The sequence below is a fragment of the Brevibacillus sp. HB1.3 genome (assembly GCF_013186635.1).
Lineage (GTDB): Bacteria > Bacillota > Bacilli > Brevibacillales > Brevibacillaceae > Brevibacillus > Brevibacillus brevis_D.
In genome coordinates, this window is sequence record NZ_JABMIT010000002.1 from 531,562 (window position 1) to 557,505 (window position 25,944).

At 46.8% G+C, this 25,944-nt stretch carries 20 protein-coding genes and 4 pseudogenes; 9 read left to right on the forward strand and 15 right to left on the reverse strand.

Annotated features, from left to right (window positions below; translation table 11 throughout):
- Positions 1 to 58: 58 nt before the first annotated feature.
- From ebgA to HPY31_RS07095, 9 genes are all read right to left on the reverse strand, one after another.
- On the reverse strand, positions 59 to 3,169 hold the full coding sequence (ebgA, locus tag HPY31_RS07055) for a beta-galactosidase subunit alpha (RefSeq protein ID WP_172139616.1): 3,111 nt from the start codon (positions 3,167 to 3,169) through the stop codon (positions 59 to 61).
- 18 nt (positions 3,170 to 3,187) lie between these two features.
- Complete coding sequence (locus tag HPY31_RS07060; protein ID WP_172139618.1) at positions 3,188 to 4,186, reverse strand: ROK family protein; 999 nt, start codon at positions 4,184 to 4,186, stop codon at positions 3,188 to 3,190.
- Positions 4,187 to 4,214: 28 nt separating this feature from the next.
- The gene (locus HPY31_RS07065) at positions 4,215 to 5,159 is read right to left on the reverse strand and encodes a 1-phosphofructokinase family hexose kinase (protein ID WP_172139620.1); all 945 of its coding nucleotides are present in this window, start codon (positions 5,157 to 5,159) and stop codon (positions 4,215 to 4,217) included.
- Between the two features lies 1 nt (position 5,160).
- A complete protein-coding gene (locus HPY31_RS07070; RefSeq protein WP_172139622.1) occupies positions 5,161 to 6,252 on the reverse strand; it encodes a bifunctional phosphoglucose/phosphomannose isomerase in 1,092 nt (363 codons plus the stop codon).
- Positions 6,253 to 6,282: 30 nt separating this feature from the next.
- Positions 6,283 to 7,146 (reverse strand): class II fructose-1,6-bisphosphate aldolase, encoded by an 864-nt coding sequence (fba, locus tag HPY31_RS07075; protein ID WP_172139624.1) that lies wholly within the window; start codon positions 7,144 to 7,146, stop codon positions 6,283 to 6,285.
- Between the two features lie 34 nt (positions 7,147 to 7,180).
- On the reverse strand, positions 7,181 to 7,960 hold the full coding sequence (locus HPY31_RS07080; RefSeq protein WP_172139626.1) for a DeoR/GlpR family DNA-binding transcription regulator: 780 nt from the start codon (positions 7,958 to 7,960) through the stop codon (positions 7,181 to 7,183).
- Positions 7,961 to 8,186: 226 nt separating this feature from the next.
- A complete protein-coding gene (locus HPY31_RS07085; RefSeq protein ID WP_172139628.1) occupies positions 8,187 to 10,325 on the reverse strand; it encodes a M56 family metallopeptidase in 2,139 nt (712 codons plus the stop codon).
- Between the two features lie 51 nt (positions 10,326 to 10,376).
- Positions 10,377 to 10,760 carry a BlaI/MecI/CopY family transcriptional regulator gene (locus tag HPY31_RS07090; protein ID WP_172139630.1) on the reverse strand — a complete coding sequence of 128 codons (384 nt, stop codon included), beginning with the start codon at positions 10,758 to 10,760 and terminating at the stop codon, positions 10,377 to 10,379.
- A 167-nt stretch (positions 10,761 to 10,927) separates the two neighbouring features.
- Positions 10,928 to 11,800 carry a LysR family transcriptional regulator gene (locus tag HPY31_RS07095; protein ID WP_172139632.1) on the reverse strand — a complete coding sequence of 291 codons (873 nt, stop codon included), beginning with the start codon at positions 11,798 to 11,800 and terminating at the stop codon, positions 10,928 to 10,930.
- Between the two features lie 150 nt (positions 11,801 to 11,950).
- On the opposite strand from HPY31_RS07095, the gene HPY31_RS07100 reads away from it, so the two are divergent.
- Positions 11,951 to 12,541 (forward strand): DJ-1/PfpI family protein, encoded by a 591-nt coding sequence (locus HPY31_RS07100; RefSeq protein WP_172139633.1) that lies wholly within the window; start codon positions 11,951 to 11,953, stop codon positions 12,539 to 12,541.
- 55 nt (positions 12,542 to 12,596) lie between these two features.
- On the opposite strand, the pseudogene HPY31_RS29155 reads toward HPY31_RS07100, so the two are convergent.
- A pseudogene (locus HPY31_RS29155) lies at positions 12,597 to 14,020 on the reverse strand (erythromycin esterase family protein).
- Positions 14,021 to 14,201: 181 nt separating this feature from the next.
- On the opposite strand from HPY31_RS29155, the gene HPY31_RS07110 reads away from it, so the two are divergent.
- A complete protein-coding gene (locus HPY31_RS07110) occupies positions 14,202 to 14,360 on the forward strand; it encodes a hypothetical protein (protein ID WP_016739470.1) in 159 nt (52 codons plus the stop codon).
- A 29-nt stretch (positions 14,361 to 14,389) separates the two neighbouring features.
- Here HPY31_RS07110 and HPY31_RS07115 read toward each other — a convergent pair whose 3' ends face one another.
- Positions 14,390 to 16,180: a helix-turn-helix transcriptional regulator gene (locus tag HPY31_RS07115; RefSeq protein WP_172139635.1), complete on the reverse strand. Its 1,791-nt coding sequence runs from the start codon at positions 16,178 to 16,180 to the stop codon at positions 14,390 to 14,392.
- A gap of 405 nt (positions 16,181 to 16,585) precedes the next feature.
- Between HPY31_RS07115 and HPY31_RS07120 the strand changes: the two are divergent.
- Positions 16,586 to 17,626: pseudogene (locus HPY31_RS07120) on the forward strand (serine hydrolase domain-containing protein); the annotation flags it as partial.
- A 251-nt stretch (positions 17,627 to 17,877) separates the two neighbouring features.
- Here the strand turns inward: HPY31_RS07120 and HPY31_RS29160 are convergent.
- Together HPY31_RS29160 and HPY31_RS07130 are read right to left on the reverse strand one after the other, a co-directional pair.
- Positions 17,878 to 18,012 (reverse strand): annotated as a pseudogene (locus HPY31_RS29160) (Tn3 family transposase); the annotation flags it as partial.
- Between the two features lie 199 nt (positions 18,013 to 18,211).
- Positions 18,212 to 19,363, reverse strand: coding sequence for a serine hydrolase domain-containing protein (locus tag HPY31_RS07130; RefSeq protein WP_172139641.1), 1,152 nt, complete (start codon positions 19,361 to 19,363; stop codon positions 18,212 to 18,214).
- Between the two features lie 250 nt (positions 19,364 to 19,613).
- Here HPY31_RS07130 and HPY31_RS29275 point away from each other — a divergent pair.
- The 4 genes and pseudogenes from HPY31_RS29275 to HPY31_RS07145 form a co-directional block, all read left to right on the forward strand.
- A pseudogene (locus tag HPY31_RS29275) lies at positions 19,614 to 19,820 on the forward strand (hypothetical protein); the annotation flags it as partial.
- A gap of 16 nt (positions 19,821 to 19,836) precedes the next feature.
- Positions 19,837 to 20,499: a type 1 glutamine amidotransferase domain-containing protein gene (locus tag HPY31_RS07135; RefSeq protein WP_172139643.1), complete on the forward strand. Its 663-nt coding sequence runs from the start codon at positions 19,837 to 19,839 to the stop codon at positions 20,497 to 20,499.
- Positions 20,500 to 20,569: 70 nt separating this feature from the next.
- A complete protein-coding gene (locus tag HPY31_RS07140; RefSeq protein ID WP_172139653.1) occupies positions 20,570 to 21,778 on the forward strand; it encodes an MFS transporter in 1,209 nt (402 codons plus the stop codon).
- A gap of 15 nt (positions 21,779 to 21,793) precedes the next feature.
- Complete coding sequence (locus HPY31_RS07145; protein ID WP_172139655.1) at positions 21,794 to 22,681, forward strand: LysR family transcriptional regulator; 888 nt, start codon at positions 21,794 to 21,796, stop codon at positions 22,679 to 22,681.
- Positions 22,682 to 22,728: 47 nt separating this feature from the next.
- Here the strand turns inward: HPY31_RS07145 and HPY31_RS07150 are convergent, their stop codons facing one another.
- Together HPY31_RS07150 and HPY31_RS07155 are read right to left on the reverse strand one after the other, a co-directional pair.
- Positions 22,729 to 23,226 carry a hypothetical protein gene (locus HPY31_RS07150; protein ID WP_172139657.1) on the reverse strand — a complete coding sequence of 166 codons (498 nt, stop codon included), beginning with the start codon at positions 23,224 to 23,226 and terminating at the stop codon, positions 22,729 to 22,731.
- Positions 23,227 to 23,265: 39 nt separating this feature from the next.
- Positions 23,266 to 24,288, reverse strand: a complete 1,023-nt coding sequence (locus tag HPY31_RS07155) for a YpjP family protein (RefSeq protein WP_172139659.1) — start codon at positions 24,286 to 24,288, stop codon at positions 23,266 to 23,268.
- A 220-nt stretch (positions 24,289 to 24,508) separates the two neighbouring features.
- Here HPY31_RS07155 and HPY31_RS07160 point away from each other — a divergent pair, with 220 nt between their 5' ends.
- Together HPY31_RS07160 and HPY31_RS07165 are read left to right on the forward strand one after the other, a co-directional pair.
- Entirely contained in the window at positions 24,509 to 24,952 is a 444-nt protein-coding gene (locus HPY31_RS07160; protein ID WP_016739464.1) for a MarR family winged helix-turn-helix transcriptional regulator, read from the forward strand.
- Positions 24,953 to 25,002: 50 nt separating this feature from the next.
- Positions 25,003 to 25,944 carry a ring-cleaving dioxygenase gene (locus HPY31_RS07165; protein WP_172139661.1) on the forward strand — a complete coding sequence of 314 codons (942 nt, stop codon included), beginning with the start codon at positions 25,003 to 25,005 and terminating at the stop codon, positions 25,942 to 25,944.

Here is a 25,944-nt window from a genome sequence, read left to right on the forward strand (position 1 = left end):
TTCTATCTTCAACTAGATTGTACAACGTTTCGGCGATGCCTTCGAGAGCAATCAGCGGTTAGTTACTCAAATTGAAATTCCGCTTATACAGATGAACCGGAGAAATCGTATCCTTCGAAAAAGGCGTTAGCCTCATCTGGAACTGGAACTCCTCTGGACGCAAGGCATGCTGCTCGGATTGCTTAGGTCCGCAGCTATTGCTACCCAGCCCGTTTTGTCGATAATCGAGATGCAGTGTAACATACTCTCGTTTTACGAGATCTGTCGTGTGCTTTGCTTGCTCCAGATCGTCCGTATCATAGCGAAGTGCGCTAAATTCCAATGTCGGTTGACCCATCGCGAAAAGTCCAATGCCCCGCTGATCCGTGATCGACATCCATTTGACGTCCGTACGATTGCCATTTTCCTGTGGGAACACGTACGGCGTGTACAGTTCATCTACGCTCGCGTGATAAACCCCGAAGCGATTGGCTTCCTTGCTGTCGATATACGCCTCTCCCGGGCCGCGACCATACCACGAGACGCGCTCCATATCTTTGGCGACCAATAGCTTCAAGCCGATTCGTGGCAGCATTGCTGGCGGGGTACCTTTGGGTGTGCCTAGAACCTCTACCTGCACTTCGCCATTTCCGAATACGGTATATGTGTAGCGACATGCAAAACCCCAGTCGTATACAGGCGGAGCAATCCGTACATCGCAGGTAATGACCACACGATCTTCTCGATCCTGCTGGATGCTTACATGCTCCACCCGGTTTTGCAAACGATCGAGGTACACCTTGCGCCACTCTTCCACTACGTACATGTCATTGTCAATCGGAGCACGCCAAAACGTGAGGCGAGGTCCTGCCACCAACAGCTCCTTGCCTGCAAACACCCAGCTCGTCGGCACCCCGCTCACTTTGTCAAAAACGAACTGAAAATCTGCTCCTGTAAGGGTCACGTCCGTTTTCGTTTCATTCGCATCTACTCTGCCAAACACAGGCTGGTAGGGAGCGACCGTAACCTGCTGGGCAGCGGTCACTGGCAAGGAAAATTGTGCCCAAGCCAGCTCATGTCCAGCCTGCACCCAGCTCTCATCTTGATCCAGCACAAAGGAGAGCGTCAGCCAGTAGTCGGTTCGATCCTGCACCTGCGCAGGCAAGGTATACGGAACAGCTACATTGGTACGACTTCCTGCTTCTGTATGTGGCAGAGACAGTGTTCCGCTCTGCACCACTTGTCCGTCTGCTGTCACACTCCAGACCATTCTCACGTGCGCAAGCGTACGGAAATCATAGCGATTTGTAATGGTGACAAGTCCGCTTTCTAGATCAGTTGCTTCTACGACGATCGGCTCTATCACTTTTTTGTATTCGAGCAGCCCTGGGGATGGGGAGCGATCCGGACGAATCAGTCCATCGATGACGAAATTGCCATTCGTCGGGTAGTCCCCGAAGTCGCCTCCGTAGGCATAATACTCTCGCCCATCCGGCGTATATTGGCGCAAGCCGTGATCAATCCATTCCCACACAAAGCCGCCCTGCAAGCGTTGATATTTGTCAAACACATTGGCGTAGTCGCGCAAGCCACCGGGTCCATTTCCCATGGCATGAGCATACTCGCACATAATATGCGGCTTTTGCAGATGTTCATTTTCACCATGCTGGATCATTTTTTCAACCGAGGAGTACATAGTGGAAAATACGTCGCACACTTCTGCTTCGCGATCCTCTTCATAGTGGATGAGTCGAGTCGGGTCCGCTTGTCGGCACCAAGCGGCCATTGCCCGGAAATTGCAGCCAAAGCCGGATTCGTTGCCAAGCGACCACATGATGATCGACGGATGGTTTTTGTCGCGCTCCACCATGCGCTCCATGCGCTCTACGTATGTCTGCTCCCACTCTGGATCATCGCTTAGCTGACTGATGTTGCCCGTCAACTGGAAGCCATGCGTCTCCAAATCGGTTTCGTCCATGACATACAATCCGTACTGGTCGCACAAATCGTAAAAACGCGGATCATTCGGATAATGTGCGGTACGAACAGCGTTGATGTTGTGACGCTTCATCATGAGCACATCTTCACGCATCGTTTCATACGGGACAGCACGCCCGAGATCAGGATGATGATCATGGCGATTCACGCCGTTCAGGCGAATCGCTACACCGTTCACGTAAAAGTTGTTTCCCTTTACTTCGATTCGTCGGAAGCCCACGCGAATCGGGATGACTTCTGTCTTTTCGCCCGACTCCTGCTCAATCGCAAGCAACAGGTGATACAGGTTCGGCTCCTCCGCCGACCATTTTTTCGGCTCCTGCACCGGAAGCTCCAAGGTCACGACCTTTTCCTGTCCGGCTGCCAGCTCGCCTGTTTCGGTGTTGGTTAGCGAAGCGATAAACGTGTAGGATTGATCCAGCAGCTTTGCGGTCACGCTCACCCTGTCATAGGCAACAGTGGAACTGTTTTCTACATGGACACGTACGCGCAGCACACCATGGCGGAATTCCTCATCCAGATCAGTCACGACTGCCAGATCTCTCACATGCAGCTTCGGTCTGGCAATCAAGGAAACATCCCGGAAAATTCCGCTCAAGTACCACATATCCTGATCCTCTACATATGTACCGTCCGACCATTGGTACACTTGAACAGCCAAGCGATTCCCGCCTTCCTGCAACAGCTCCGTCACATCAAACTCAGATGGCAAGCGGCTTCCTTGGCTATAGCCGACTTCCTTTCCGTTCAGCCACACATGAAAAGCGCTGTCGACCCCTTCAAACCGCAGGATTACCTGCTGATCTTTCCACCCAGATGCTACGGTAAACTCTCGCAAATAGCAGCCTGTCGGGTTATCTGACGGCACATGCGGCGGATCGACTGGAAACGGATAGTACAAGTCCGTGTAATGCGGTTTCCCGTACCCTTGCAGCTGCCAATGCCCCGGCACCTGAATTCGCGCCCACTCCGTCGCATCATAATTAGTGGCAAAAAAGTTTTCCGGCACACGCAATGGTGATTCTGCGTAAGCAAACTGCCAATGCCCATTCAACAATTGAAACCACGGTGTCGCGCCTCTTTCATACGTCATTGCTCCCGATTCTTCCGGGTAAGACAAAAAGTAAGCCCGCGCCGCCAAGCGATTTCGCTCTAGCAGCTGATGATTTGCCCAGTCATACCGTTGCTGCATCGATGTACACTCCTCTTTTTACAATTTCACGGGTCCTTGTTCCTTACTCGTTGCTTGCAGGGCCAAGGCGCCAGCACCGAGCATGCCCGCATCTGCACCGAGCTCGGCCAAGACGATCTTTGTCTGTTGGTGTACGACATCCATGGCGTACTTTTGTACACTCGCTTGTACGGGGGAGAGTAAAAGCTCCCCAGCCCGGCAGACGCCACCGCCGATCACTACCAGTTGTGGGTTGCATACGTTCACCAACACAGACAGAGCCCAGCCCGTTACTTCACACGCTTCGTTCCATGCACAGGTCGCCACCGCATCACCTTTTTCCACTGCCATAGCAACCTGCTCAGCCGTAATCCGCTCAAGCTGCCCATCACACAGAGTAAACAGAGGAGAGGCTTTTGCTTGCCGCGGATTTGCATCGAGCTCCTTGTCCAAGTGTTCACGGGCCAATCTGGCAATACCTGTAGCAGATGCGACCGTCTCCACACAACCGAGCTTGCCGCAATTGCATGGAGCAGTCAGCCCTGGATAACGCACATGACCAATCTCTCCCGCGAATCCGTGACTGCCCCGAACCAGCTTGCCTTCGTTTACAATCCCTGCCCCCACCCCTGTACCAAGCGGCACGAAAATGAGGTGACTTACCTTCCGACCCGCACCGAATGTGGCTTCTCCGAGCGCCGCTGTCCGTAAATCGTTTTCAAAAAAAAGCGGCAGCTCCACCAGCTTCGTGAGCGGTGTCCGCAAGTCTGCCTGATGCAATTGAAAGTTGGGCGAGTGAACCGATATCCCATTTTCCGCATCAAAAGGACCAGGAAATCCGATCCCTACTGACTCTATGGGAACGGGTGATTGATCCCGCAGTTCCTTAATCAAGGCAGCCATTCGCTCGATCAAGATAGGCAAGTTGTTATGGACTTTGGTCTCCTTGGCAGCCTGGAGGAGAATTCGCCCATTCTCGTCCATGACCGCCCCTTTCATTGTCGTACCACCGACATCGAGGCCAATTACATGGCGCATGCTACTCCCCCCTTCTGAACCAGCTATTTTACTCGACTCGCTCCACATGCATCGGTTGACTTCTCAACCTCTGCACATCGTCGGGCGCGATCATACCCGCTCCAAACGACCGTGTATTCGCGGCGCCGCATGCCATCCCCAGCCAAATCGCATCTGGCCAAGCCAAGCCTCGCAGCCTTCCGACAAGGACACCCGCAAGCATGGAATCACCGCAGCCCACTGTATTTTTCACTTCGGCATCTGCTAACGGGATCGCGGAAATACGCCACGTCTCCTTACCATCACCAAACCACGCGCCCTCCTCGCCTAATGAGAGAAGGACTCGCTGGGCACCGCGCTCACGCAGCTCGGATATCGCTCTACAACGTGCCTCCTCGCTATCCAGCGTAAATCCGAGAATCGCTTCCGCTTCTGGTCGATTGGGCTTGATGAGCGCGGGTGTAGCTTTTAATCCTTCCAGTAGGGCCGGGCCGCTCGTATCGAGCACGCATGCGGTTCCTTTCTCGACGACACCTCGGATGAGCGCAGCGTATGTTTCTGCTGGAACGCCACCTGGCAAGCTTCCGGAAAAAACCATGTACTGTGCCTGATCCGCCAGCTCGATCAAACGCGTTTGCAAGCGACCGATCTCTTCTTCGCTGGGCGCAGGACCTTGTTCAAGCACTTCTGTCACCGTTTTCTCCTGATCGTCGAGAAAAGCGAGACACAGCCGGGATTCTCCGCTCGTTTCAATAAAGGAGGACGTAATCCCCTCACGTTCGCAGCCTTCCACAATGAACCTCCCGTTGTGACCAGCGACAAAACCGCTTGCGACAACATCCTGCCCCAATGCTTTTGCTACACGCGCTACATTTATCCCTTTTCCGCCCGGCAAGCTCAGTACATCAGCCGTGCGATGCAGCTCTCCAGAACGAAAATGCGAGAGGCGATACGTCTTATCGATGGCCGCGTTCAGTGTTACCGTTACGAGCATGCTATCTCACCTGCACAGTAACGAGCGGCTGCCCCATTTTTTGTTTAAACAAATTGATCACTTCTACCGGGGTTGGATCAACACCGCGAATCAAAGCAGCGTAGAGCGACACGAAGTCAGCCAAGTACACGATAGAAAACAAACGAGCCATTCGAGACACGCCGTGGGAATGAACCACCCTTACCCCACCAGCACGCTCACGTAAAATATCAGCGCTGATCTCTACACGTTGTGTCGTCTTCTCGCTGTCCTCCTGATCGCGAATGAGTGTAAAATGAACGCCCTTCAGCAACGCGGACGGGGAATCCCAACCCACAGCCTCGTCGTGGTGAAGGCTCGGTATGGCGTTCCAAAATGCCATCAGCTTGCTGTTTTCCCCGAGCTGGTTTTTCCAACGCCATGCAGGAGCATCGAAAAACGGAAGCGTTCCGTACACGACAGGTACCAATCCATCCATCTCGATGGCGATTTGTTTGGCTGCATTTTTCTCGATCGGAGAATCGGTTCCATAGATGTGCTTCCACTCCTCGAACAGGGCTATCGTCTCTTCGACCTCCGCGCGCTTGTCGGAAATCAGCCCGAGCTTCGTCAGGATGGCGAGAATCGGCAAAAAAATGTAGCCAAGTACAATTCGCGGCATCATTCCACCCGGCACAAGCAAGCACGCATGATTGTGTTCACGAGCCATCTCCAACACTTTTCCGCCCGCCGTAATGACAGCGATCTGTGCTCCTTTGGCGATAGCCGCTTCGTAGCCGCTGACGACTTCTTCTGTATTGCCGGAGTGGCTAACGACAATGACAAGCGTTTTCGCATCCACAAAAGCCGGAATGGTGTAGCCTTGATTTAACTGAAGTGGCACTTGCAGCTCGTCAAACAAATACGACTTGATCAAATTGACGCTCGCAGCCGAACCGCCACCAGTGCCAAGCACGACAATATTTTCGATTTTAACAGAAATATTCGATACATCTAAACTATCAGATAATTTTAGACCTGTTTTAAACTGTTCATCGTAGCTTTCCGTATCTTGCAGGGCAGAAATCGTGTCCAGTTCGCGCAACGCTTTGGCATCATCGAGGTTTATACGCATGTAAAATCGTCCCTTCCTATTCTTTTTGGATTAACGTACATTCGCTTTTCCGATACAACCACACATCTCCATCTTGGCGAGTGCGACTTCTTTGACTGCCTGCTTGGCCTGCTTCATATAGGTGCGCGGGTCGTTTTCCTGCGGGTTGTTGTCAAAAACGCTCTTGATCGCCTGTGAAAACGCGATACGCAGCTCTGTCGCTACGTTCATTTTTGCCATGCCGAGCTGAACTGCCCGCTTCACCTGCTCCTCGGGAATTCCTGAGCCCCCGTGCAACACGAGTGGCACAGAAACACGACGGGCAATCTCTTCGATGCGAGCAAAATCAATGCGCGGCTCCCCCTTGTAAATCCCGTGAGCCGTACCAATCGCGGGTGCCAACGTATCTACGCCAGTCAACTCGATAAATCTCTCGCACTCGATTGGGTCAGCTAGTGCAGCATCTGCATCATCGACGACGAGATCGTCCTCCACGCCCCCGACCTTGCCGAGCTCTGCCTCCACATTGACACCGCGCTCCCGAGCCAGCTCCACTACACGCCGCGTCATCTCCGCATTTTCCGCAAAAGGATGCATCGACGCATCGATCATGACCGATGTATAACCCGCTTCGATACATCGCATGATCAATTCCTCTTCATGACAATGATCCAAATGCAGAGCAATCGGCACCCGGGCCTCCTCTGAGGCTACCCGGGCAATTGCTGCTACATACTCCGGTCCGAGATGCCGGACCGTACCGACTGTCGTCTGTAAAATGAGCGGTGCGTTTGCTTCGCAAGCCGCCTCCACTACTGCTTGGAGCATTTCCATCGTGTGCACGTTGAATGCCCCCACACAATACCCCTGCTCCCTTGCAGTGCGCAGCATCTGTGTCGATGATACCAACGCCATATTGATCCCTCCGTTTCCTTTCTGATCTGGTAGTTTACCTGGTTACGCCCTGCAAGCTCGCCAGCTCCAGGTTGATGCCCAGCTCCGCATACTTACTGACAAGATGCTGTGCCGCCGCATCCGTAATAATCCGATCGACATCGGACACCCCGGCGAACTTCGCCAAATGCGTCTCTCCGAACTTGCTGTGGTCAGCCAGCACGTAGACTTTTCTGGCGCGTTCCATCATGACTTGGTTAATTTGCGCTTCGGCCAGATTGAGCGTTGTTAGCCCATTTTCCGGATGAATTCCATCTGCTCCGATAAAGCATTTGAAGACAGAAAGTCCTCGCAAATTGTCCGCTGCGACAGAACCAACGAGAGCAAAGGATTTGTGGCGCATCTCTCCACCGATCAAGATGACGTGATGCTTACCTTGACTGTTCAGCTCCATTGCGATGTTGACCGCATTCGTCACGACCGTCAGCTCATTCAAGCCGCGCAGCAGCTTGGCGAGCTCCATCATCGTGGTCCCTGCCCCGAGAATAACCGTGTCCCCCGGCTGTATGTGCGATAGCGCCTGATGGGCAATTGCTTGCTTCTCTTCGCTTCTCTCTTCCAGCTTCTCTGTAAAACTGCGCTCCAATGGCAAGAAATTCGTAATCGTCGCACCTCCGTGAATGCGCGTCAACAGACCATCGTTTTCGAGCTTGATCAAATCTTTTCGGATCGTTACTTCCGACACATCCAGCGCCAGACTCAATTGGCTGACGGTTACGCTCTGTTCTGCCTTCAATTGTTCGAGGATTTTGCTGTGCCGTTCGGCTGCCAGCATATGACTTCACTTCCTTACGATCTTAAATTGTATCGTTTCGTTTTGTTTCTGTTTACCTTTCGTTTACTTTCATTTCGATCTTAGCATTGAAGAAAAACGAATGTCAATTAAGTTATGTACTTTTCAGAAATTTATCCAAACGGTCATGCAATGAAAACGTTTTGCCGATTTTACATCAAAAGGGAATTGCACGAAAAATCCGTACAACTCCCTTTTTTCTTACTTTCTAATTTTTTTCATCCACCGATTGTGCTTTTATTAACTCAGCGACAATATCTTGTTGCTGTGGAATGTCTTCAATAAACGTTACCTTGTAGCACAAATCATTCTCTACCCAAAAATAACTGATATTGTCGTGCTCGTCTGGTGAACTCAATGCTTCATCTATTTTATATTTTTCTGTTTTAAATACTTCCTTCCCCTCTAGTTGCAGACGATTTGCTTTCACGTTGAATGTTTGACCATCGATTCTCTCGAAAGTAGCACTGCCGTTCTTTTTGATCGCTTGAAACATGCTGGTGTCCTTATCTTGATCAAGATAGAAGCTTTCTTTAAATTTTGCTTGCTTATTGGTTCTTTCATAACGTACGAAGAACCCCTTTGATGTATGGTCCGTATCTCTGTAGTATACATCGGCACCTATCGCTTTAAATGTCCCAAGCAGTTGCAATGGCAGCTTAGGAGCAAATCCGAGCGAATCTTGAGCGTAGCGCAAATCCTCTGTGTCATAGACAGGCGTTTTGAACAGGTCATCCGTTTTGTATCGTTTTAACATGTTTTTATCCGGGAATTTCATGGAAGAAATCACGTTTAGCATTTCTTGCTGTGAATTAGATGCAGGACCATCAAGCTTATACTGAAGGCCTTGTTCCTCCCAGAAATATACAGACCGCGAGAACGAATCTTCATTATCCGTTAGTTTTAGGATTTTCAATCCATTCAGGTTCAGGGTTTCCTTCTTGATTTCTGAGGATTGTCTCTGAGTCCATATGATGTCGTTATGCTCAACTCCACTTGGGATAACCACGACATCAAAATAAGTCATTGCATCCCTTCTAAAGTCCATTGCCACCCCGGAAAACTTTTTACCCGTTAAATCTAGACGAACTGCTTTAAGCTTTAACTCTGGCAAATCGGGCACTTTAAACGCAGTAGGAGATACCTTAACCGCTTTCTCCAAATTGTTATAGACTCGGTGAGAGGAATCAAAGAGAATTTGGTCTCCTCCCGTTTGTGCAGCACTGTCAGAACTGCTTGCCGGATCCGACGTGGCAGCGTTGGTTAACGTCGCTGCACCCAGACCGATCATGCAGACAATCGCGAGCGCAGAAAATTTATACGAACCCTTTTTAAATGCTTTTATCATGGTGATTCTCCTTACCATTTCATTTTGGTTGGTTGTTCTCCCGAAATACAGCAGCTGGGGGTGTGCGGATTTGGACGCAAACAGCTTCAAAAAATCAATCATCGTCAATCCATAAGGAGTAGCTTCATTTTCTCCGAGAACATCCAGCACGTAGGCGTCGCATGCGATCTCCCTGTCGGCTTTCATTCTCTTTATACTTATCCAAACAATCGGGTTCATCCAGTGAATCGCCAGGACAAAGGAACTGAGCGCATTCCACCACGTATCTTTTCTTTTCAAATGGGCCAGCTCGTGCGAAAAAATATGCAGCAGCTGAGTGGAGGTCAGCTCTTTTACGACCGCCTCAGGAATAAATATCCACGGATGAATCAATCCGAAAATACAAGGGCTTTTTGCATAGTCACCTGTATATAGCGGGACTGGCTTTTTGATGTCGAATTTCCTTTGACATTCTTCCAAGACTGACAAGATCCGTGGGTCTGTTACAGGAGTGAGCCTTTTTGCTCGCTTTCTCATCCTCAAAAGATAGGAGCACAAATAGGTGATAAACGTAACTGTCCCACCAAACCATATTGTCGATATGATTGGCAAGACTAACGGATATTGATCGGAAAAGGAGAGGAGTGGTTGCGCTCCTTCCTGCACTGATAACGTTTCAGGCATGGCATGATTTTTTTCAGTTGCCATGTTAAGATCATTTTGTTGTATTTTTTTCTCTTCGCTGTTTCGAGAGATTTCATTTGATGAGTGGTATTCATCCAAATGAATGATCGAAACGGCATTTTTTATGTGTAAAGCAATATTAAATATACTTGCAGAGCTGTTGGGTAAATCAGGGAAAAGCAGTCTGACCAACACAATGAGCCACAGCGCATGCTGAAGGCGTGCACTCAAATGATGATGAAACAATTTTTGAATGGTCATCACTAGCAGGGCAACGGTACTCGCCGCTAGTGTAGAATAGAAAAACCATAAAAAAATGTTGCATAGGATCTCCATGTTTGTTTACCTCTAACGATGGACTCTGGGAGGTTGCAATCTATGTAGCTGCTATCGTTTTTCTTCCTTTTTTTCTTCCAGTATCTTCTGTAGTTGCTCAATCTCCTTCTTGGACCAATCCACCTCTTCCAAAAAGTTGGTTACCATCAGCTTTGAGGCTCCGCCAAACACTCGGTTTAAAAACGATTTGCTTTCCGCTTTGACACAATCTTTTTCGGAAACCAGCGGGTAGTACAGGTAGCTTCTTCCCGACCGCTCAAACCTGATCGCCTTTTTTTTCAACAGTCTGTTCAGAAAAGTACGGACCGTCTGATCGCTCCATTCGATATCAGTCGGCAGTTGAACAGCGATTTGCTCAGCGGTACTCGGATTTTGCTTCCAAATCACCTTCATAATTTCCCACTCAGAATCGGATATTCTCGGAATATTGGACATTGTCTTCACCTCCAATCACTAGGCAATTTTGATTTACAAATGTAAATACAAATAACGAAGTAAATTTTACAAATGTAAATTTATTTTGTCAAGCAAAGCAGCATCTTCCAACTGAAACCTCTATAAGCCATTGCTGAGGAATAAAGCCAGGCTGGTTACTTGCCTCTCTACTCTATATCCCGACTTTCCAGCATGAAATCAATAAACTTTTTATGCGCCCGTGAGAGCCACTTGTTTTTATGGTAGGCAATTTGCGCATAGAACAACAGCTCTTCCTCGCACGCTATCATTTTCACTTTTTGTTCATTCAACAAGGCCTCGACGCTAATATACGGCATCAAGCTCACACCTAGCCCGTTCGCCACGCTCTGCTTGATCGCTTCCATACTGGAGAACTCCAGGTGATGCTTCGGCTTGATCTCTCTTTTTTCCAAGAAGCGTTGAAAAAACCGCCGCAGAGCACAATGCTCCCCGCTGAAAATCATACATTCCTCGCCAGCATCCTCTATTTTTTCAAACGAATGATCGCGCCCTCCGATAAAAACCAAACGTTCCGTAGAGAACGGCTCCACGACCAGATTCGGATCATCGAGCTTTGGCTCCAGCGTGATCACGATATCCAATAGACCATCATGCAGCTTTTCCCGCAGGCGACTGCAGTCGTCCATTACAAACGAAATATTCACACCCGGGTAGCTCGCTCTATACCTGGACAAAATGTCACCCAGCCGATAGATCGTAATCGTCTCCGATGCTCCGATGCGTAACTCGCCTTGCAACGATTGCTCATTCGCTGATATATCCTTGATCTTGGCATAGGAAACCAGCAGCTCCTCCACATACGTGTACAGCTCGCGGCCATAGGCGGTTAGCTGAATTTTCTTTCCCAGTCGATCAAACAGAGGGACACCCATTCCTTCCTCCAGCTGTTGAATATGGGATGTAATCGTCGCTTGTGAATATTGCAGCGCTTGTGCCGCCTTCGTAAAGCTGTTGAAATCGACGACTGCCTTGAAGGTTTGAAACTGGCGAATCTCCATCCTCGCTCCCCCTTGCCCACATGTTTTATTATTAGAAATCCTGAAGATCATCTTCAGAACTTTCATTTTTACTAATAACTAATGATAGCATATGATTCTTGGTAAGTACCGGTACGGCTTGAACGATTCGAACAGAGGAGCTGATTTTCGATGAAAAAAGTGTGCTTGTTATTACCGAATGGCTTTGAGGCAGTAGAGGCTAGCGTATTTACAGACGTAATCGGCTGGAACAAGGAAGAGGGCGACGGGACAACGGAGCTGGTGACGGTGGGAACGCGCAAGGAGTTGAAATGCACGTGGAATTTTACTGTGATTCCCGAAATGGTGATCGACGATGCGGATGTAAATGACTTCGATGCGCTGGCACTGCCTGGCGGTTTTGAGCATGCAGGCTTTTATGAAGATGCTTATCGCGAGGACGTTCTCGCTTTCATACGTGAATTTGAAAAGCAGGGCAAAGTGATTGCCTCCATCTGCGTGGGTGCTCTGCCCCTCGGGAAAAGCGGGATTTTGCAAGGACGAAACGCAACGACCTACAACCTGAACAACCAATTGAGACAAAAGCAACTAGCTGCGATGGGCGCCAATGTCATCCCAGACCAATCCATCGTGGTCGACAACAACCTCATCACCTCGTACAATCCATCGACCGCTTTTGATGTGGCATTCACCTTGCTGGAGTCGCTGACATCCCGCGAAAACACCGACAATGTTAAACGCTTGATGGGGTTTCTTGTATAATAAAACCGGCATTTTGCCCAGTGCTCTTGGGTAAATGCCGGTTTCTTTCTGCTATTTAACGAACAAGCTCGCCAGCGCTCACTGTGTCTATATGAATGAGAATATCAAATGCTTGCCCAAGCGAAGTTGTTATAGAGTTTGGTTTGCTTGGATCAGCAGAACCGAATCCAATCAAAAACGGCCGTTCTTCCTCTAACCATTTTTGGGTGAGACCTGTAGCATTCCGTAAATCAACAAAGTATTGATCCTTTGAGACTTGATCCAGAGTATGATTGAATGTTTTTGGATCATTCGATTGAATGGTAGCTGGAACAATTTTATTTTCAATGTTAAACGCGTTATATTCGCCTTTCCCGAATGAAGTTCCAATCGTTACATATTCCTTTCCATAATGCTCCAGTAAATACTGACCGGCGAGCTTCGGGTATACCTCTTGCAACATATTGTTCTTTGCGATGTGCCCATTGTGACCCCATACGATTGTTTTTCCCAGCTGTTCATGAGCCCACTTCGCATTCTCAAACATCGCGATATCATGCTTCAAAAATAAATCAGATGGATTCTCCGAGAAGTTGAAATACATGCCAGTAAATTGCTCAATGACCTTGGCGTGTTGCTTAATCCTTGCGAACTCCTTGGATTGGCCGTTCAGACTGCTTTTGTTTTGTTCCAATATTTCCGTGATTTCTTTCGCTTGCTCCTGATGTTTTTTCTGAATGGCCACTGGCAAAGCTGAATAGGTTTCCAGGTCCTTTGTAACTTCGGCAAGTTCCTTCATTTTATTATTCACACGGGGCAGCAGGTCAGGCTTATATTTTTTATATACTGTCTGATCTCATCGTATACATTTTCGCTGACATTTTGTACATCCATTCCGACCACCCGCAGTTTCCTTTCGTTCTCGGGATCGGCATTGTACTCACGCATCCATTCCAGCATGTCTACGATTTCTTTTGTTTGAAATATAGGCATTAGGAATTTACTCGGATTCCCTTCTCCTGTGAGAACGTAATGATCAAGTTTCAATGCGTTGCCCCAGTTTTCTTCTAATACAAGGGTGGTAAAGCCCATTTCCATGACGAGAAATTCAACAAACCGGTGTTTCATCGTATAAATTTCACGACTTCCATGATTTGCCTCACCTAAACCTACGATTGAAGCAGAACCGATCATTTGGCGCAGCGGTTCAATATCTTTAAGATCAGTCCCAGGCTCAGCGCTATTCAATTGAAAAGAGTTCAGCTCTAACCATTCTTTTGGACTTAGATTTTCTGCCTTCTTCCCTTGTTGTTGTTCGCTGTCCGTCTCGGTTAATGGAGCTGTATTCGTGCATCCTGTTATGAGTAGACCACAAATCGATACCGCGACGATGCTACTTCTGTAAAAGACCGTCAAGTTCATTTCTTTTTCCTCCAAACAACTTTGTATGCTCAAAGTATGGCCCGGGCACTGCCTGTACAACAAGTAACGTTTTGTCATAAGGTTCAGACGCCCTGTTACCAACGGTTTCTCCCTACCCCATATGACAATTTGTCATCAAAAAAAGCACCGGATCTTGAAGATCGGTACTTTTGAAATAGCATTTCCAATGTCATATGCTGCAATCGGGGATAAGAATAAGCCATCCATCACACCCTACTGGCAAAAGGAGTGGTGAATCATGGAGAAAAAGCGAGGTTCTGCCGAGCACGAGCCCACAGTAGCGCCAAGCATGTACGGTCATGATCCTTTGGAAGAAAAGGCGACGGAAACAGAAGTGGAAAAGGGGGATTACACAAAGGTAACGCGGCTGTTCCTGGATCGAACGCCGGAAGAGTAAAGACGGGATTTCTCCCGTCTTTTTGTCATTTATAGGATACTCTCGGTTCTCGCCAGCTCAATTGCTTCTTCCCGGTTGCTGACACCGAGCTTCGAGTAAAGAGTGGAACAGTAATTCCGTACCGTTCCCTCCGATAAATATAGTTTGGTGGCAATCGATTTGTAGCGAAGCCCATCCGATAAAAGCTGTAAAATCTCCTTTTCCCGTTTCGTCAATCCATACGGATCATTCGGGCTGTACTTCTCTAATTGCTCACGTTGGCGCTTCATCTCTTCGAATACGCGCGTGGCGATCGACTGATCAAGCCACGTTCCCCCGCTATAGATGAGCTTCAGCGCTTCCATCATCTCTTTTGGACGAGTAGACTTCAGCATATATCCTTCCGCCCCATGCTCCAATGCTGTTGCTGCCTGTATCGAATCCTCGAACGTTGTCATGATCACAACCTTCATGTTCGGCCAGCGTTCTTTCATTTGAAGAATGGCCTCCAGTCCGTTCATCCCTTGCATGTGCACGTCCATTAACACGATATCCGGCTGGTGTCGCTCACACTGTTCTAATGCTTCTCGCCCATCACTCGCTGTACCCACAACGAGAAAGTTGTCCTGCTGGCTTAAAATTTGCTGTAAGCTGTCGGCAATCATCACCTGATCATCAACAATAAGCAGGCGGATACTTCCCTGTCCAGCTTCTGCCTGTATGGGAACATTACAAATGACAACGGTTCCTTGCCCTGATTGTGAATGAACGGACAGCGTACCTTGCTGTTGCTCAAGCCGTTCTTTTATTCCCTTTAGTTCTAAGCCGAATTCGGTGGATTCCAGTCCGTTGCCATTATCTTCGATTTGTAAACGGAGTTGCTGACTTTCGAAATACAGATCAACAGCTATCACACTTGCTTGGCCGTGACGAACCGCATTTGTAAGCAATTCTTGCAGGCAACGATATAAAGAAATGCTCATTTTTTGCATAACGAGCGTCTCACTGCCGATCACACGGAAGTTGACCGTTACACCTGTTGACTTCATAAATTCTCCCGTCAGTTCCAGGAGCACCTCACTTAACGACTGGTTGAACCGAGCATGAGCATGAGAGAGCTGATGCAAATGCTTTCTGATATCATCCAGGCTACCCTGTGCTATGGAGACAAGTTTATCAACTCGTTCGACCTGTGAATCAGGAACCGAGGATCGGAGCGACTCAACGCCAACAATCAGAGAGGTTAGCGAATGGCCAATCGTGTCATGCAACTCATGTGACAACCGATTACGTTCCTCGATCAGTGTCAGCTCCTCGATTTGCTTAATATGCTGCTCCAATAATTGCTTCTGTTCATGAATGATACGGCCTTGCTTATGAGACTCAATTAATATGCTAAACGCCATCCCCATCGCAAAACCAAAGCTGCAACTAAACATGAACTCGTACGGGAGACGATTGGTAATCAACCCGTTTAAAGCCGGAAAAATAATCCCACTAGAGATTCCCGTCCACATATACGTTCGGCGACTACTGGCCACACCAATAATGATTACTAGTAAAACGAAAGGCCAAGTCAATCCAGGCGCTACAAAGGCCATAAATAGATAAAAAAAGCCTGTCATTACGACTTCGACTGCCAGATACCAATCTTTTTTTCTAGATTGAACGATCAATGGAATGGCATAAACCAAAAGGGCACTAAGGATGATGACTCCGAACGGAACGGCTATCATTTCCGGATACATAATATCTGCGATGACGATGATGCCTAGCCAAATCGTTCGCAAGGCTAAAATCACCCAATTGTACCAGAACCATTTTTTTATGTTGAATAACATTTTTCATGTACTCCTGCTCATTTAAATGGTAAGGGGTTTCCCGAATGTTTCTGACTCATCATGCCTCACCAATTCTCGATCCGTCAAGCAAAATGCGCCGTGTCATATAGCCTTTATGACATTCTATCATGCCGTAAATATGATCAGTTAACACGATGTCATCCATAGATCGAACGGTATTGTCACTATGTGATTTTACAGCCCTGAGAATAAGGTGGATGTGTAAAGACAACACAATTCAACTTACAGGAGCGATGAGAAATGAAACCATTCCCTATGCAAAAAGGAGCGTCCCTTACGTTATCTGCATTATTGATAGGAACGCTGATACTTCCTACTTACGGTTGTGCGGAAGCAAGTGTGGACCAAGCAATCACGCAACAAAAGGAAACGGATCATACAAAAAAACCATCCACCCCGGATCAAGCAGCTCAAAAACAGGGGAAAGAAATGAAGGACTTCATTGATCAGAAAGCAAAAGTTGAGGGAGTCCCTGGAATCATTGCTGCTGGGTTAAGAGACGGAGAATACTGGTCTTATGCAGCCGGTGTAGCCAACCTCGATCATAAAAATCCGATGGAGCCAGACTTTACTTTCCGTATTGGCAGTGTCACAAAGGCGTTTGTTGCTACCGTTGTCTTACAGTTGGCTCAGGAAAAAAAGCTAAATCTGGAAGACTCGATAGAAAAATGGCTCCCAGGTGTAGTAAAGGGTAATGGGTATGATGGCAACAAAGTCACAATTCGTATGTTATTGAACCAAACGAGCGGGATTGCAAGCTATACGAGTACAGACATGCGGTACGCTACCTCATTCCCTCAATATACCGTTGATGACCTTGTACGTATGGGACTGGCTAAGCCGCCAGTATTTCAACCAGGGGCAGGCTGGGACTATTCGAATACAAATACCGTACTAGCTGGTCTTGTTATTCAAAAGGTGACAGGAGAAACATACGATGTGCAGATGAAGAAACGGATCCTCGACCCGCTCCACATGACAAATACCTCCTTTAGTGGTAGTAATCCAAAAATCCCGGGCCAGCATGCCACAGGCTATAACATGAATAAGGAAGGTAAACTGTATGATTTCACAGAGTATAATCCTTCATGGGCGAATGCTGCGGGGGAACTGATCTCGACAGGGAAAGATTTGACCACCTTTTTTAGTGCCCTTTTGAGTGGGGAACTATTAAGTGACGAGATGATGAAGCAGATGACAACAGGTGTGGAATCGCCTATTGGCAAATATGGACTCGGACTTTATGAGGTGACACTGCCGAACGGAAAGACCTATTGGGCTCATGGAGGCGGCATACATGGGTTTGAAACGTTAGCGGGTGGTACCTTAGGCGGGAAGGATATTTTGGTGACGAACATCAATGCGGTCGGTCCAGAACCTGTCGTCGCTAATAAAGCCATGTTCGAAAAGGAATTTAGCCGTTGAGTTAAAAAGGAAAAATGATAGAAGGCTTTTGCTTTTGGAAATCCAAGAGCAATAAGCCTTTTTCCTATTCAATGATTATCTATAAATTTATTTATGGATATGCTATTAAAACATAATTTGTTTTATAGATAACTCGACCTTAGAATAGCAACTGTATCCCAATCAAAAAATACAGGAGGCAATATAGTATGACCCCATCAATTAAATAGGTACTGACATTGCTCCTTCATGTGGCTGCGGAATGTTTATTGATTCAGAATGTCACGTATGGCTGCATCGATCTTCTGGGCAGTTACATGTCGGCGGTTTAAAAATGAGAGCATCTGGGGTGTAACTAAACTTCGCATATGTTTGGATGTTTGGGCTGGCCCAAGATTGCACCCGTATCCATCGGTAATCCAATCAGGAAAATGTCCCATGTGTTCTCGCAGGTGTGAGTTATAACGTAAATTGAGACTGTTTATAAGATAGTTTGAGACTGTTTATCTCGGGCATTCCGTCGCGGGCAGAGGGAACGGTCGGGGCCGAGATGGCAGCAAGCTGGCACCGGAATAGGAAATTTCCAGTGCCAGCTTGCTGGTGTTCTTAATGTGATGAAGAGCCAATGAGTTGCTCGGCAATGCTTTTGGAAAGAGTCAACGTATTAATTTCAGAAGGCATCGCATTGATATTAAGGGTTTGTACATAATCCCCGCCGCGAGTTCCACCTGTGAAAGTTGCGAATCCTGGAACGTTGCCGCCATGCCCCCAAATCGTAATACCATTCGTCAGCTTTGTTCCAACGATCCCCAAGCCGTATTCACCTGCTGGAGTTTCAACCCCAGTTAACATCTGATCTAAAGTAGCTGGTTTTAATAGCTTGCCACTAAGTATAGCACTGAAGAATGTATTCATATCATCCGCTGTGGAGATCATAGATCCCGCAGCATCTGCCCAAGAGGGATTCATTTCGGTTCTGTCTATGAATTGACCGTCGAGTACGAAGTATCCTCGTGCATGTTCACCTGGAATAAACGAGTAGTCGTCGGGTACATAAGTGCTCGTTAGGTTAAGGGGAGCTATGAAACGTTTCCTAATATGTTCCCCGTATGTTTCTCCAGTAGCCTTCTTAATAATCATCCCTGCCAGTACCGTATTCGTATTGGAATAAACCCATTTCTCTCCAGGCTTAGAGATTGCCTTCATGTTCAGTCCAGTACGAACTAATTCGTCAGCAGTAAAGGAATGTAACGGGTTTGGGAGAAATTTATCGAGAAAATCCTTGTGTTCTGAATAGTCAGGAATACCGCTTGTTTGGTTTAATAGTTGCCGAATCGTGATATGATCCCCTTCATATTCAGTACCCTTAACAACATCAGGCAGCCATTTTTCTATCGTGTCATCCAGGTTCAGTTTTTGTTCATCAACAAGCTGAAGAACGACCATTGCAGTAAACGTCTTTGTTAGACTACCGATCCGGAAAGTAAAGTTCGTCTTAACCGGGTCAGTACCGTAAATGCTTGCTTCACCGGAAGCATATGCCCATTTTGATCCTTTGTTTGAGGAAGCTACAATTATGCCCGGTATATTTTGATGGTTAGCAGCTTCATCGATAAGTTGCTTGGCTTTGGTCTGCGAAGCTTGACTGTAAGTAGTAACGAGGGGATCCGCCTGCTTTGCAAAACCAGTTCCTTGTAATGGCAGTAATAGAGTCGCGGTAATCATTGTCGATACAGTGAGCATAGAAATTTTGTTCATTTCGTTTCTCCTTTTGATTAAAGAATCGTATTATTCATTCATTCGTTGCGAAGCGATTTGTCTCCCCGAGTATTACAAAGTAATTGTCATACTGCCAAGATGCCATTATGTCACCATGATGCGTTTTTACTGTCATATGACAGCTTATCGCCCGATTAGGACGGGATTATGATGGTATCATTAGAGAATGGAAGAAAATCACAGAAAGTTAATGGAGGATCAATTTTTAAGCCTTCTTTCCTACGTAGCTGATTATCCGGATAATGGTCAAGTAATCATTAATGAAAAAGGGGAACCTACCCTCAAACGTATATCGAAAAAGGAAGGTTCTCCAACTCTAAAAGCGCTGGAATCTACGATTACTCAACGATTACAAGAAAGAAACATTCTTGGCATCCTCTGTAATGTTGAACACTGGACTCAATGGACGAGGCATTTTGGACCTTTATCTGGCTCGGCTGTACCCCATATAGATGGCAAAACAAATCTTGATGGTAGTCACCAATTATACAGACATGCAGGAAGGCAAAAAGACAGGAATCTGGCTGTCCGAGTTTGCAGAGGCTTATCTGACCTTTGAAAGCAAAGGCTTTGAAGTAACCGTAGCAAGTCCATTGGGCGGAGTTGGTCCGATTGACCCTGGCAGCGTGGACGACCAAACACCGCAAGAAATCTTGGACGCCGCCAAGTATCTGGAAAACACCAAAAAGCTGGATGATGTAACAGCAGACGGCTTCGAGGCCATTTTCCTTCCTGGTGGTCATGGCACGATGTTTGACCTGCCAGATAACCAAAAGCTCCAGCAATTACTGCGAGATTTTTATGAAGCAGGAAAAATCGTAGCCGCTGTTTGCCACAGTCCTGCCGGGCTCGTGGGTGCGACCTTGTCGAATGGTCAGCCGCTGGTCGCAGGCAAGCGCGTGAATGCTTTCACGGACAGAGAAGAAGAAGCGACGGGCTTAGGCTCCTATCTGCCTTTCCTTTTGGAGAGCAAAATCCGCGATCTCGGTGCCATTTTTGTGGCGGCACCAAACTGGGGCACCCATGTAGAAGTCGACGGCAACCTGATTACTGGACAAAATCCCCAATCTACACTCGCTGTCACAGAAGCAGTAATAAGCAAATTAGGTGAATAATACACGTGAGGCTGATAGATGAAACACCTATCAGCCTTTTCTTTAAACGAAAGGAGGGCTACTCACTACCATGGCAACAGAAAATATGGCCCGTCACTCTGAACAGGCACAAGCCACTCGCAAAGGATCAACTCTCGCCTTGTACGCTCTGACACTTGGGGCATTTGCGATCGGGATGACAGAGTTCATCATTATGGGGCTGCTTTCGGAGGTAGCCACCAGTCTGAACGTTTCTATCCCGATGGCTGGATTCCTGATTACCGGATATGCATTAGGTGTCGCTATCGGCGCTCCCATCATTACGATGGCAACCCACAGAATGCCGCGCAAAGCACTTTTGCTATTTCTTATGATTTTATTTATCGCGGGAAATGCGCTAGCCGCTCTCGCACCGAACTATACGATTTTGATGTTGGCTCGCATCCTGGCTGCTCTTACCCACGGATCGTTCTTCGGTGTGGGTTCGGTCATTGCCGCTGAGCTGGTTCCCAAGGAAAAACGCGCGGGTGCCATCGCGATTATGTTTACAGGACTGACACTGGCCAATATTTTGGGGGTACCGATTGGAACATTTCTGGGACAAGCGTACGGCTGGCGCTCTACCTTCTGGGCGATCACGATTATCGGGATCATTGCATTAATCGGAATCGTTATGCTCGTTCCGAAGGTTACCAGTGCAACATCTAGTCTGCGTCAAGAGCTCGGCGTGCTCAAACGCCCAGCGGTTCATATCGCGCTTTTGATGACCGTATTCGGATTTGGTGGTGTATTTACTGCGTTTACGTACATTTCACCAATCCTGGTGGATATCACGGGCTTTTCCCCCAGCTCTGTTTCGTACATCCTCGTCCTGTTCGGCGTAGGGATTACGATCGGGAATATTTACGGAGGAAAATTGGCAGACCGCAAGCTATTTCCTTCCTTGCTCGGGATACTTGTCGCACTGGCACTCGTTCTCGCCGTGTTCAGCTTTACAGATCAACATAAGCTCCTCACCTTGATAACCGTATTCCTTTTGGGGATTGCTGCATTTGGTACGGTTCCTGGCTTGCAGCTCCACATGCTGAACACAGCCAAGGAAGCACCTACGCTCGCCTCGACACTGAACATCGCGGCCTTCAATCTGGGAAATGCGCTTGGTGCCTATATCGGGGGGGTTGTGATCGATTTTAACTTTGCAGGAGGTCTTTCTGCCGTTCCTTGGGTCGCTTCACTCGTGACGGTCATCGGAATTTTGTTTACGATATGGGGAGCGCAGCACCAGAAACGTCACAGGTAAGAAAGGATAGCCAACATGGTGGACTTTGAATGGTACCGTAGCTTTATCAGCATCTATAAGCATAGCTCTGTATCGGAAGCTGCCAGAACGAGGATGATGACACAACCAGCCATGAGCCAGCACCTGGCCTCCCTGGAAGCAGAGGTTGGGGAGCCATTATTTACACGAGCTCCCCGCAAAATGATTCCTACCGAGAGAGGCAAAGCGCTCTATACACAGGTGATTCCGCTCATCGAGGCTTTGGAAGAAACCACACAAACGCTCAAATCGAACGCAGCCACAGCTCTGCCCATGATTCGGATCGGGTCGGCGCATGAGTTTTTCCGGGAGAAGCTAGCTCCGCACATCGGAAGCTTCCAAATGAGCGTCATCGCCTATCTCGGTGTCGCTTCCAAGATACTCGAATTCCTGCTGGAGGAAAAAGTAGACCTCATCGTCATGTCGCAAAAGCTTACCGCGCCAGGCGTCGAATATATTCCGTACATGCAAGAGGAATTCGCTTTGGTGGCACCTCCCGATTTCAGGGAACCAACGTTTGACGACAAGGAGTCTTTTGAATCATGGTTATGCTCCCAGCCATGGATCAGCTATGATTTGGATTTGCCGATCATCCGCCGTTTTTGGCGCGAGCATTTTCAAAAACGCCCACAAACGCATCCGACACACGTCGTACCCGATTTGCATGGTGTACTGAAGGCTATTGAGCACGGCGCTGGCATCAGCCTGTTGCCTACGTTCATGCTGGAAGACCATTTATCCAGAAACAAAGTAAAGATCATGTACCCGTCCTATACTGTTTTTAATGATTTGTATTTGGCTTATCATATGAAGAACCGGAATTTGCCCCTCTTGAAAGCATTAATTGAAACGATGAAGAAGACGGTTGAAAACAACAATAGATAAAGATACTGCCGCTCCTAATAAAGGAGCGGCACATTCTTACAAACAGTTTAAAGTTTTAACATCTCGTTTATCCAGGATCTAAAATTTTCTTGCATATTTGGATATGTTCCATCAATATTTTTCCTCAATGTCACCCACTGTAAATGCTGTAAATGCTGAGGGAGATTGCATATTTTTAATCTGAGATCATTCAACTCTCCTGTATAATCTTCTAATATAAGCAACCGTTCACCATCTAGCGTTTCCTTCCCATATGCTTCATATTTTACTTCATTGATTTCTGCTGTCGTATGCCAGTGTTTGTATGTGCACCAACGGAAGTTCCCTGGTAGCCCTTTTAATTTCAAATTCAATTCTTCTATGTCTTCTTTTCTTACATAAGACCCAATTATTTCAGTATCTAATTCAATTCTTGGATCGAACTCTTTACAATCAATGGTAATTTCATAATCTGCATTTTCTTCAGTATGATAGTGAAATAGGATATCTCTCAAGTTGTTTACGGCAATTTCTTTGCCAAAGTATACTCCTGATTTTTTCTCCATAAATGATCCCCTATTTCATAAATAGTGTGCATTACCTTATTAATCCGTACCCCACTTGGGCAACGTTCCATTCCGAGTAATTGTATATATCTCATAGTGTTCTTCCATATCAGGATCAGAATCCGTCTTTTTATGGTAGTGGAAGTCTAGATGCGTTTTCCCCCGTAGTTCTCTTTTTCTAATATCAAACCTAAATATATCTCCTCCTCTATCATCATAAAGTGTAAATACTTCTTCTCCCTGTTTTATTCTCCCATTAGAATTTTCGGGACCAGAATAGTCAATTTTTCCTTTATGCTCATCATATACAGCCTCTGCAGCATTGCTAATTTCATCCCAAACTCTATCTTCAAATTCATCCCAAATCTCACGCATGATTTTTTTTCCGAATTTCGATTTTACAAATCCCTTTAATGCGAGCGCCACAACTGGCCAAAGTAACGGAAGAGCGAGGGCTTCTACCTTATCTCTCGAACTATATTGAATCGTTTCGCTTCTTGGGTCATTTATGTTTTCACTACCATATTTTAATACAACGGAGGTGATACTCGGCAAAATTGTAGGAGAAAGCTCGTTAGCGTTAAACTCTTCTTCGATATCTTCTCTAATCTGATCAACCAGTGAGTATAATTTTTCACTTTTCTTTTCTTCACTCTTTATTTCTAATACAGATTCTAACTCTTCCTTTAGATCATCGTTTATGGTTGATTGATTCATAAACAACTCTCTATATTCTTGATCCTCCTGTAAAGCAAATACGATGTATTCCAAATGGTTAAATACAAATTCAGTTGAGTAACGCAACTCGTCTTCACTTAAATTAAGGTCAACGCCTGTATCTTCCAAGTATTTACTATTAGTTATTTGCTTTAAAACTTCGCTATCTATTTTGGGGATTTTATTAATTTGTGTATTTGCAGATGCTGTTGATAGTAATACTGTGTTAAATAATAAAGCAAAAGCTAACACTATTGCTGTGGAATATCTTAGTTTAAGCAGCAGCCCTTTCATACTATCCCTCCGTAGATCAATTAAAGTTTTAGCTAACATTTGAAAATGCATGAATTACAAGAAAATAGATCACCCTTTCATTCGAGTTAATTGAATAATTTGTATACAGTTACAAAATATCACGCTTTAAACTGTAAATAAATACCAAATATTCGACATAAAATCATACTTGGAAGAATAAATGGGTGTGGAAGGAAGTTAGTAAACGCTTGCCTTTTTATCAATTGAGTAGTAAAGTGATAATAAGCTCAGCGAAGGGAGGCAAACTAACATGCGTAATAACACCATCGGCTCATTAATCTGGTTACGCTTGATGCGGTTTACCACCCAAAGCAACCAGCTGTCAAATGAGTTTCTCAAACGCTTCGACTTAACAACAGCGCAATTCGACGTCCTGATGCAAATAAGTGTCTACCAGCCTCTCACCCAGTCGGAGTTAGCTGAGAAGGTAACCGTTACACAGGGTGGTATTTCTCGGATGCTCGTAAGACTTGAAAAAGAGGGCTACATTGTACGCAAGCAGGATTGGAAAACGAAAACGATTAGCCTTACCGAAAAAGGGGAAGCCGTACTGGAACAAGCCTTTCCTGAACAACTAGCGTTTCAGTCGTCATTCTTCGATGAGGTACTAAGTGAAGAAGAACAAAAAACGCTTTACACCCTAATGACACGCGTCCATAGGCATAGCCAAAAAAAGGAATTACCGCCTGAGTAATTTTTTTACACCATCACTTGATTAGTCAAGTTAAACGAGGAGGAACTACCATGCACACTATTCCAGGCCATCACCATGTATCTATGTTAACCAAACATGCTCCATCGAATAATCACTTTTACCAAAACGTATTGGGACTGCGCAGAGTGAAGAAAACCGTCAACCAAGACGATCCTTCGATGTATCACCTGTTTTATGGAGATTTGACAGGCAGTGCCGGAACAGAGTTGTCGTTTTTTGAAATGCCAATGGTAGGAAAAACCGTACGCGGTACGAACGCGATCACTCGAATCGGACTGCTCGTTCCGTCACTGGAGAGCTTGACCTTTTGGAAAAAGCGCTTCGAGCAACTAAATGTTCACCATGGCGCCATTACCAAGTACGCTGGCCGCGATGCCTTACATTTTGAAGACCCAGAAGGCCTGCGAATGATCCTGATCAATAACAACGGCGAAGGAGTTCCATCGAATTGGGCTCCATGGGACGAATCCGTGGTCGAAGAAAAGCATCGCATCTTGGGAATCGGCACGGTTGAGATTACTGTCCGCTCCTTGGACAAATTAGCCAGTTTGTTAACAGACACATTCGGTTATACCGAAGTATCACGCTCAGAACAAGAAGCCATTTATCAATCCGTCCCAGGGAAATCCTTTGGAGAAATTGTCATTAAGCAGGAAGACGGCTCACCTGAAAAACCCGGTCGAGGAAGCATTCATCACTTGGCGATTCGTGTGAGCAACGATGACGAGCTGCAATACTGGGATGACGCCGTTCGAAAACTCGGTTTCCGCTCAACAGGGATCGTGGATCGCTTCTACTTCAAAAGCTTGTATTTCCGTGAGTCAAACGGCATTTTGTTCGAAATTGCAACAGACGGTCCTGGCTTCACAGCAGATTCAACCGTCGAGGAGCTCGGAAAAGCTTTGGACTTACCTCCATTCCTCGAAGAACGCCGTGCAGAAATTGAAGCGAAATTGACACCGATAGACTAA

Coding starts and splice junctions, on each gene's coding strand:
- ebgA (WP_172139616.1), bottom strand. CDS start 3,169: ATGCAGCAACGGTATGACTGGGCAAATCATCAGCTGCTAGAGCGAAAT.
- HPY31_RS07060 (WP_172139618.1), bottom strand. CDS start 4,186: ATGCGCCATGTAATTGGCCTCGATGTCGGTGGTACGACAATGAAAGGG.
- HPY31_RS07065 (WP_172139620.1), bottom strand. CDS start 5,159: ATGCTCGTAACGGTAACACTGAACGCGGCCATCGATAAGACGTATCGC.
- HPY31_RS07070 (WP_172139622.1), bottom strand. CDS start 6,252: ATGCGTATAAACCTCGATGATGCCAAAGCGTTGCGCGAACTGGACACG.
- fba (WP_172139624.1), bottom strand. CDS start 7,146: ATGGCGTTGGTATCATCGACACAGATGCTGCGCACTGCAAGGGAGCAG.
- HPY31_RS07080 (WP_172139626.1), bottom strand. CDS start 7,960: ATGCTGGCAGCCGAACGGCACAGCAAAATCCTCGAACAATTGAAGGCA.
- HPY31_RS07085 (WP_172139628.1), bottom strand. CDS start 10,325: ATGGAGATCCTATGCAACATTTTTTTATGGTTTTTCTATTCTACACTA.
- HPY31_RS07090 (WP_172139630.1), bottom strand. CDS start 10,760: ATGTCCAATATTCCGAGAATATCCGATTCTGAGTGGGAAATTATGAAG.
- HPY31_RS07095 (WP_172139632.1), bottom strand. CDS start 11,800: ATGGAGATTCGCCAGTTTCAAACCTTCAAGGCAGTCGTCGATTTCAAC.
- HPY31_RS07100 (WP_172139633.1), top strand. CDS start 11,951: ATGAAAAAAGTGTGCTTGTTATTACCGAATGGCTTTGAGGCAGTAGAG.
- HPY31_RS07110 (WP_016739470.1), top strand. CDS start 14,202: ATGGAGAAAAAGCGAGGTTCTGCCGAGCACGAGCCCACAGTAGCGCCA.
- HPY31_RS07115 (WP_172139635.1), bottom strand. CDS start 16,180: ATGTTATTCAACATAAAAAAATGGTTCTGGTACAATTGGGTGATTTTA.
- HPY31_RS07130 (WP_172139641.1), bottom strand. CDS start 19,363: ATGAACAAAATTTCTATGCTCACTGTATCGACAATGATTACCGCGACT.
- HPY31_RS07135 (WP_172139643.1), top strand. CDS start 19,837: ATGGCAAAACAAATCTTGATGGTAGTCACCAATTATACAGACATGCAG.
- HPY31_RS07140 (WP_172139653.1), top strand. CDS start 20,570: ATGGCAACAGAAAATATGGCCCGTCACTCTGAACAGGCACAAGCCACT.
- HPY31_RS07145 (WP_172139655.1), top strand. CDS start 21,794: ATGGTGGACTTTGAATGGTACCGTAGCTTTATCAGCATCTATAAGCAT.
- HPY31_RS07150 (WP_172139657.1), bottom strand. CDS start 23,226: ATGGAGAAAAAATCAGGAGTATACTTTGGCAAAGAAATTGCCGTAAAC.
- HPY31_RS07155 (WP_172139659.1), bottom strand. CDS start 24,288: ATGCATTTTCAAATGTTAGCTAAAACTTTAATTGATCTACGGAGGGAT.
- HPY31_RS07160 (WP_016739464.1), top strand. CDS start 24,509: ATGCGTAATAACACCATCGGCTCATTAATCTGGTTACGCTTGATGCGG.
- HPY31_RS07165 (WP_172139661.1), top strand. CDS start 25,003: ATGCACACTATTCCAGGCCATCACCATGTATCTATGTTAACCAAACAT.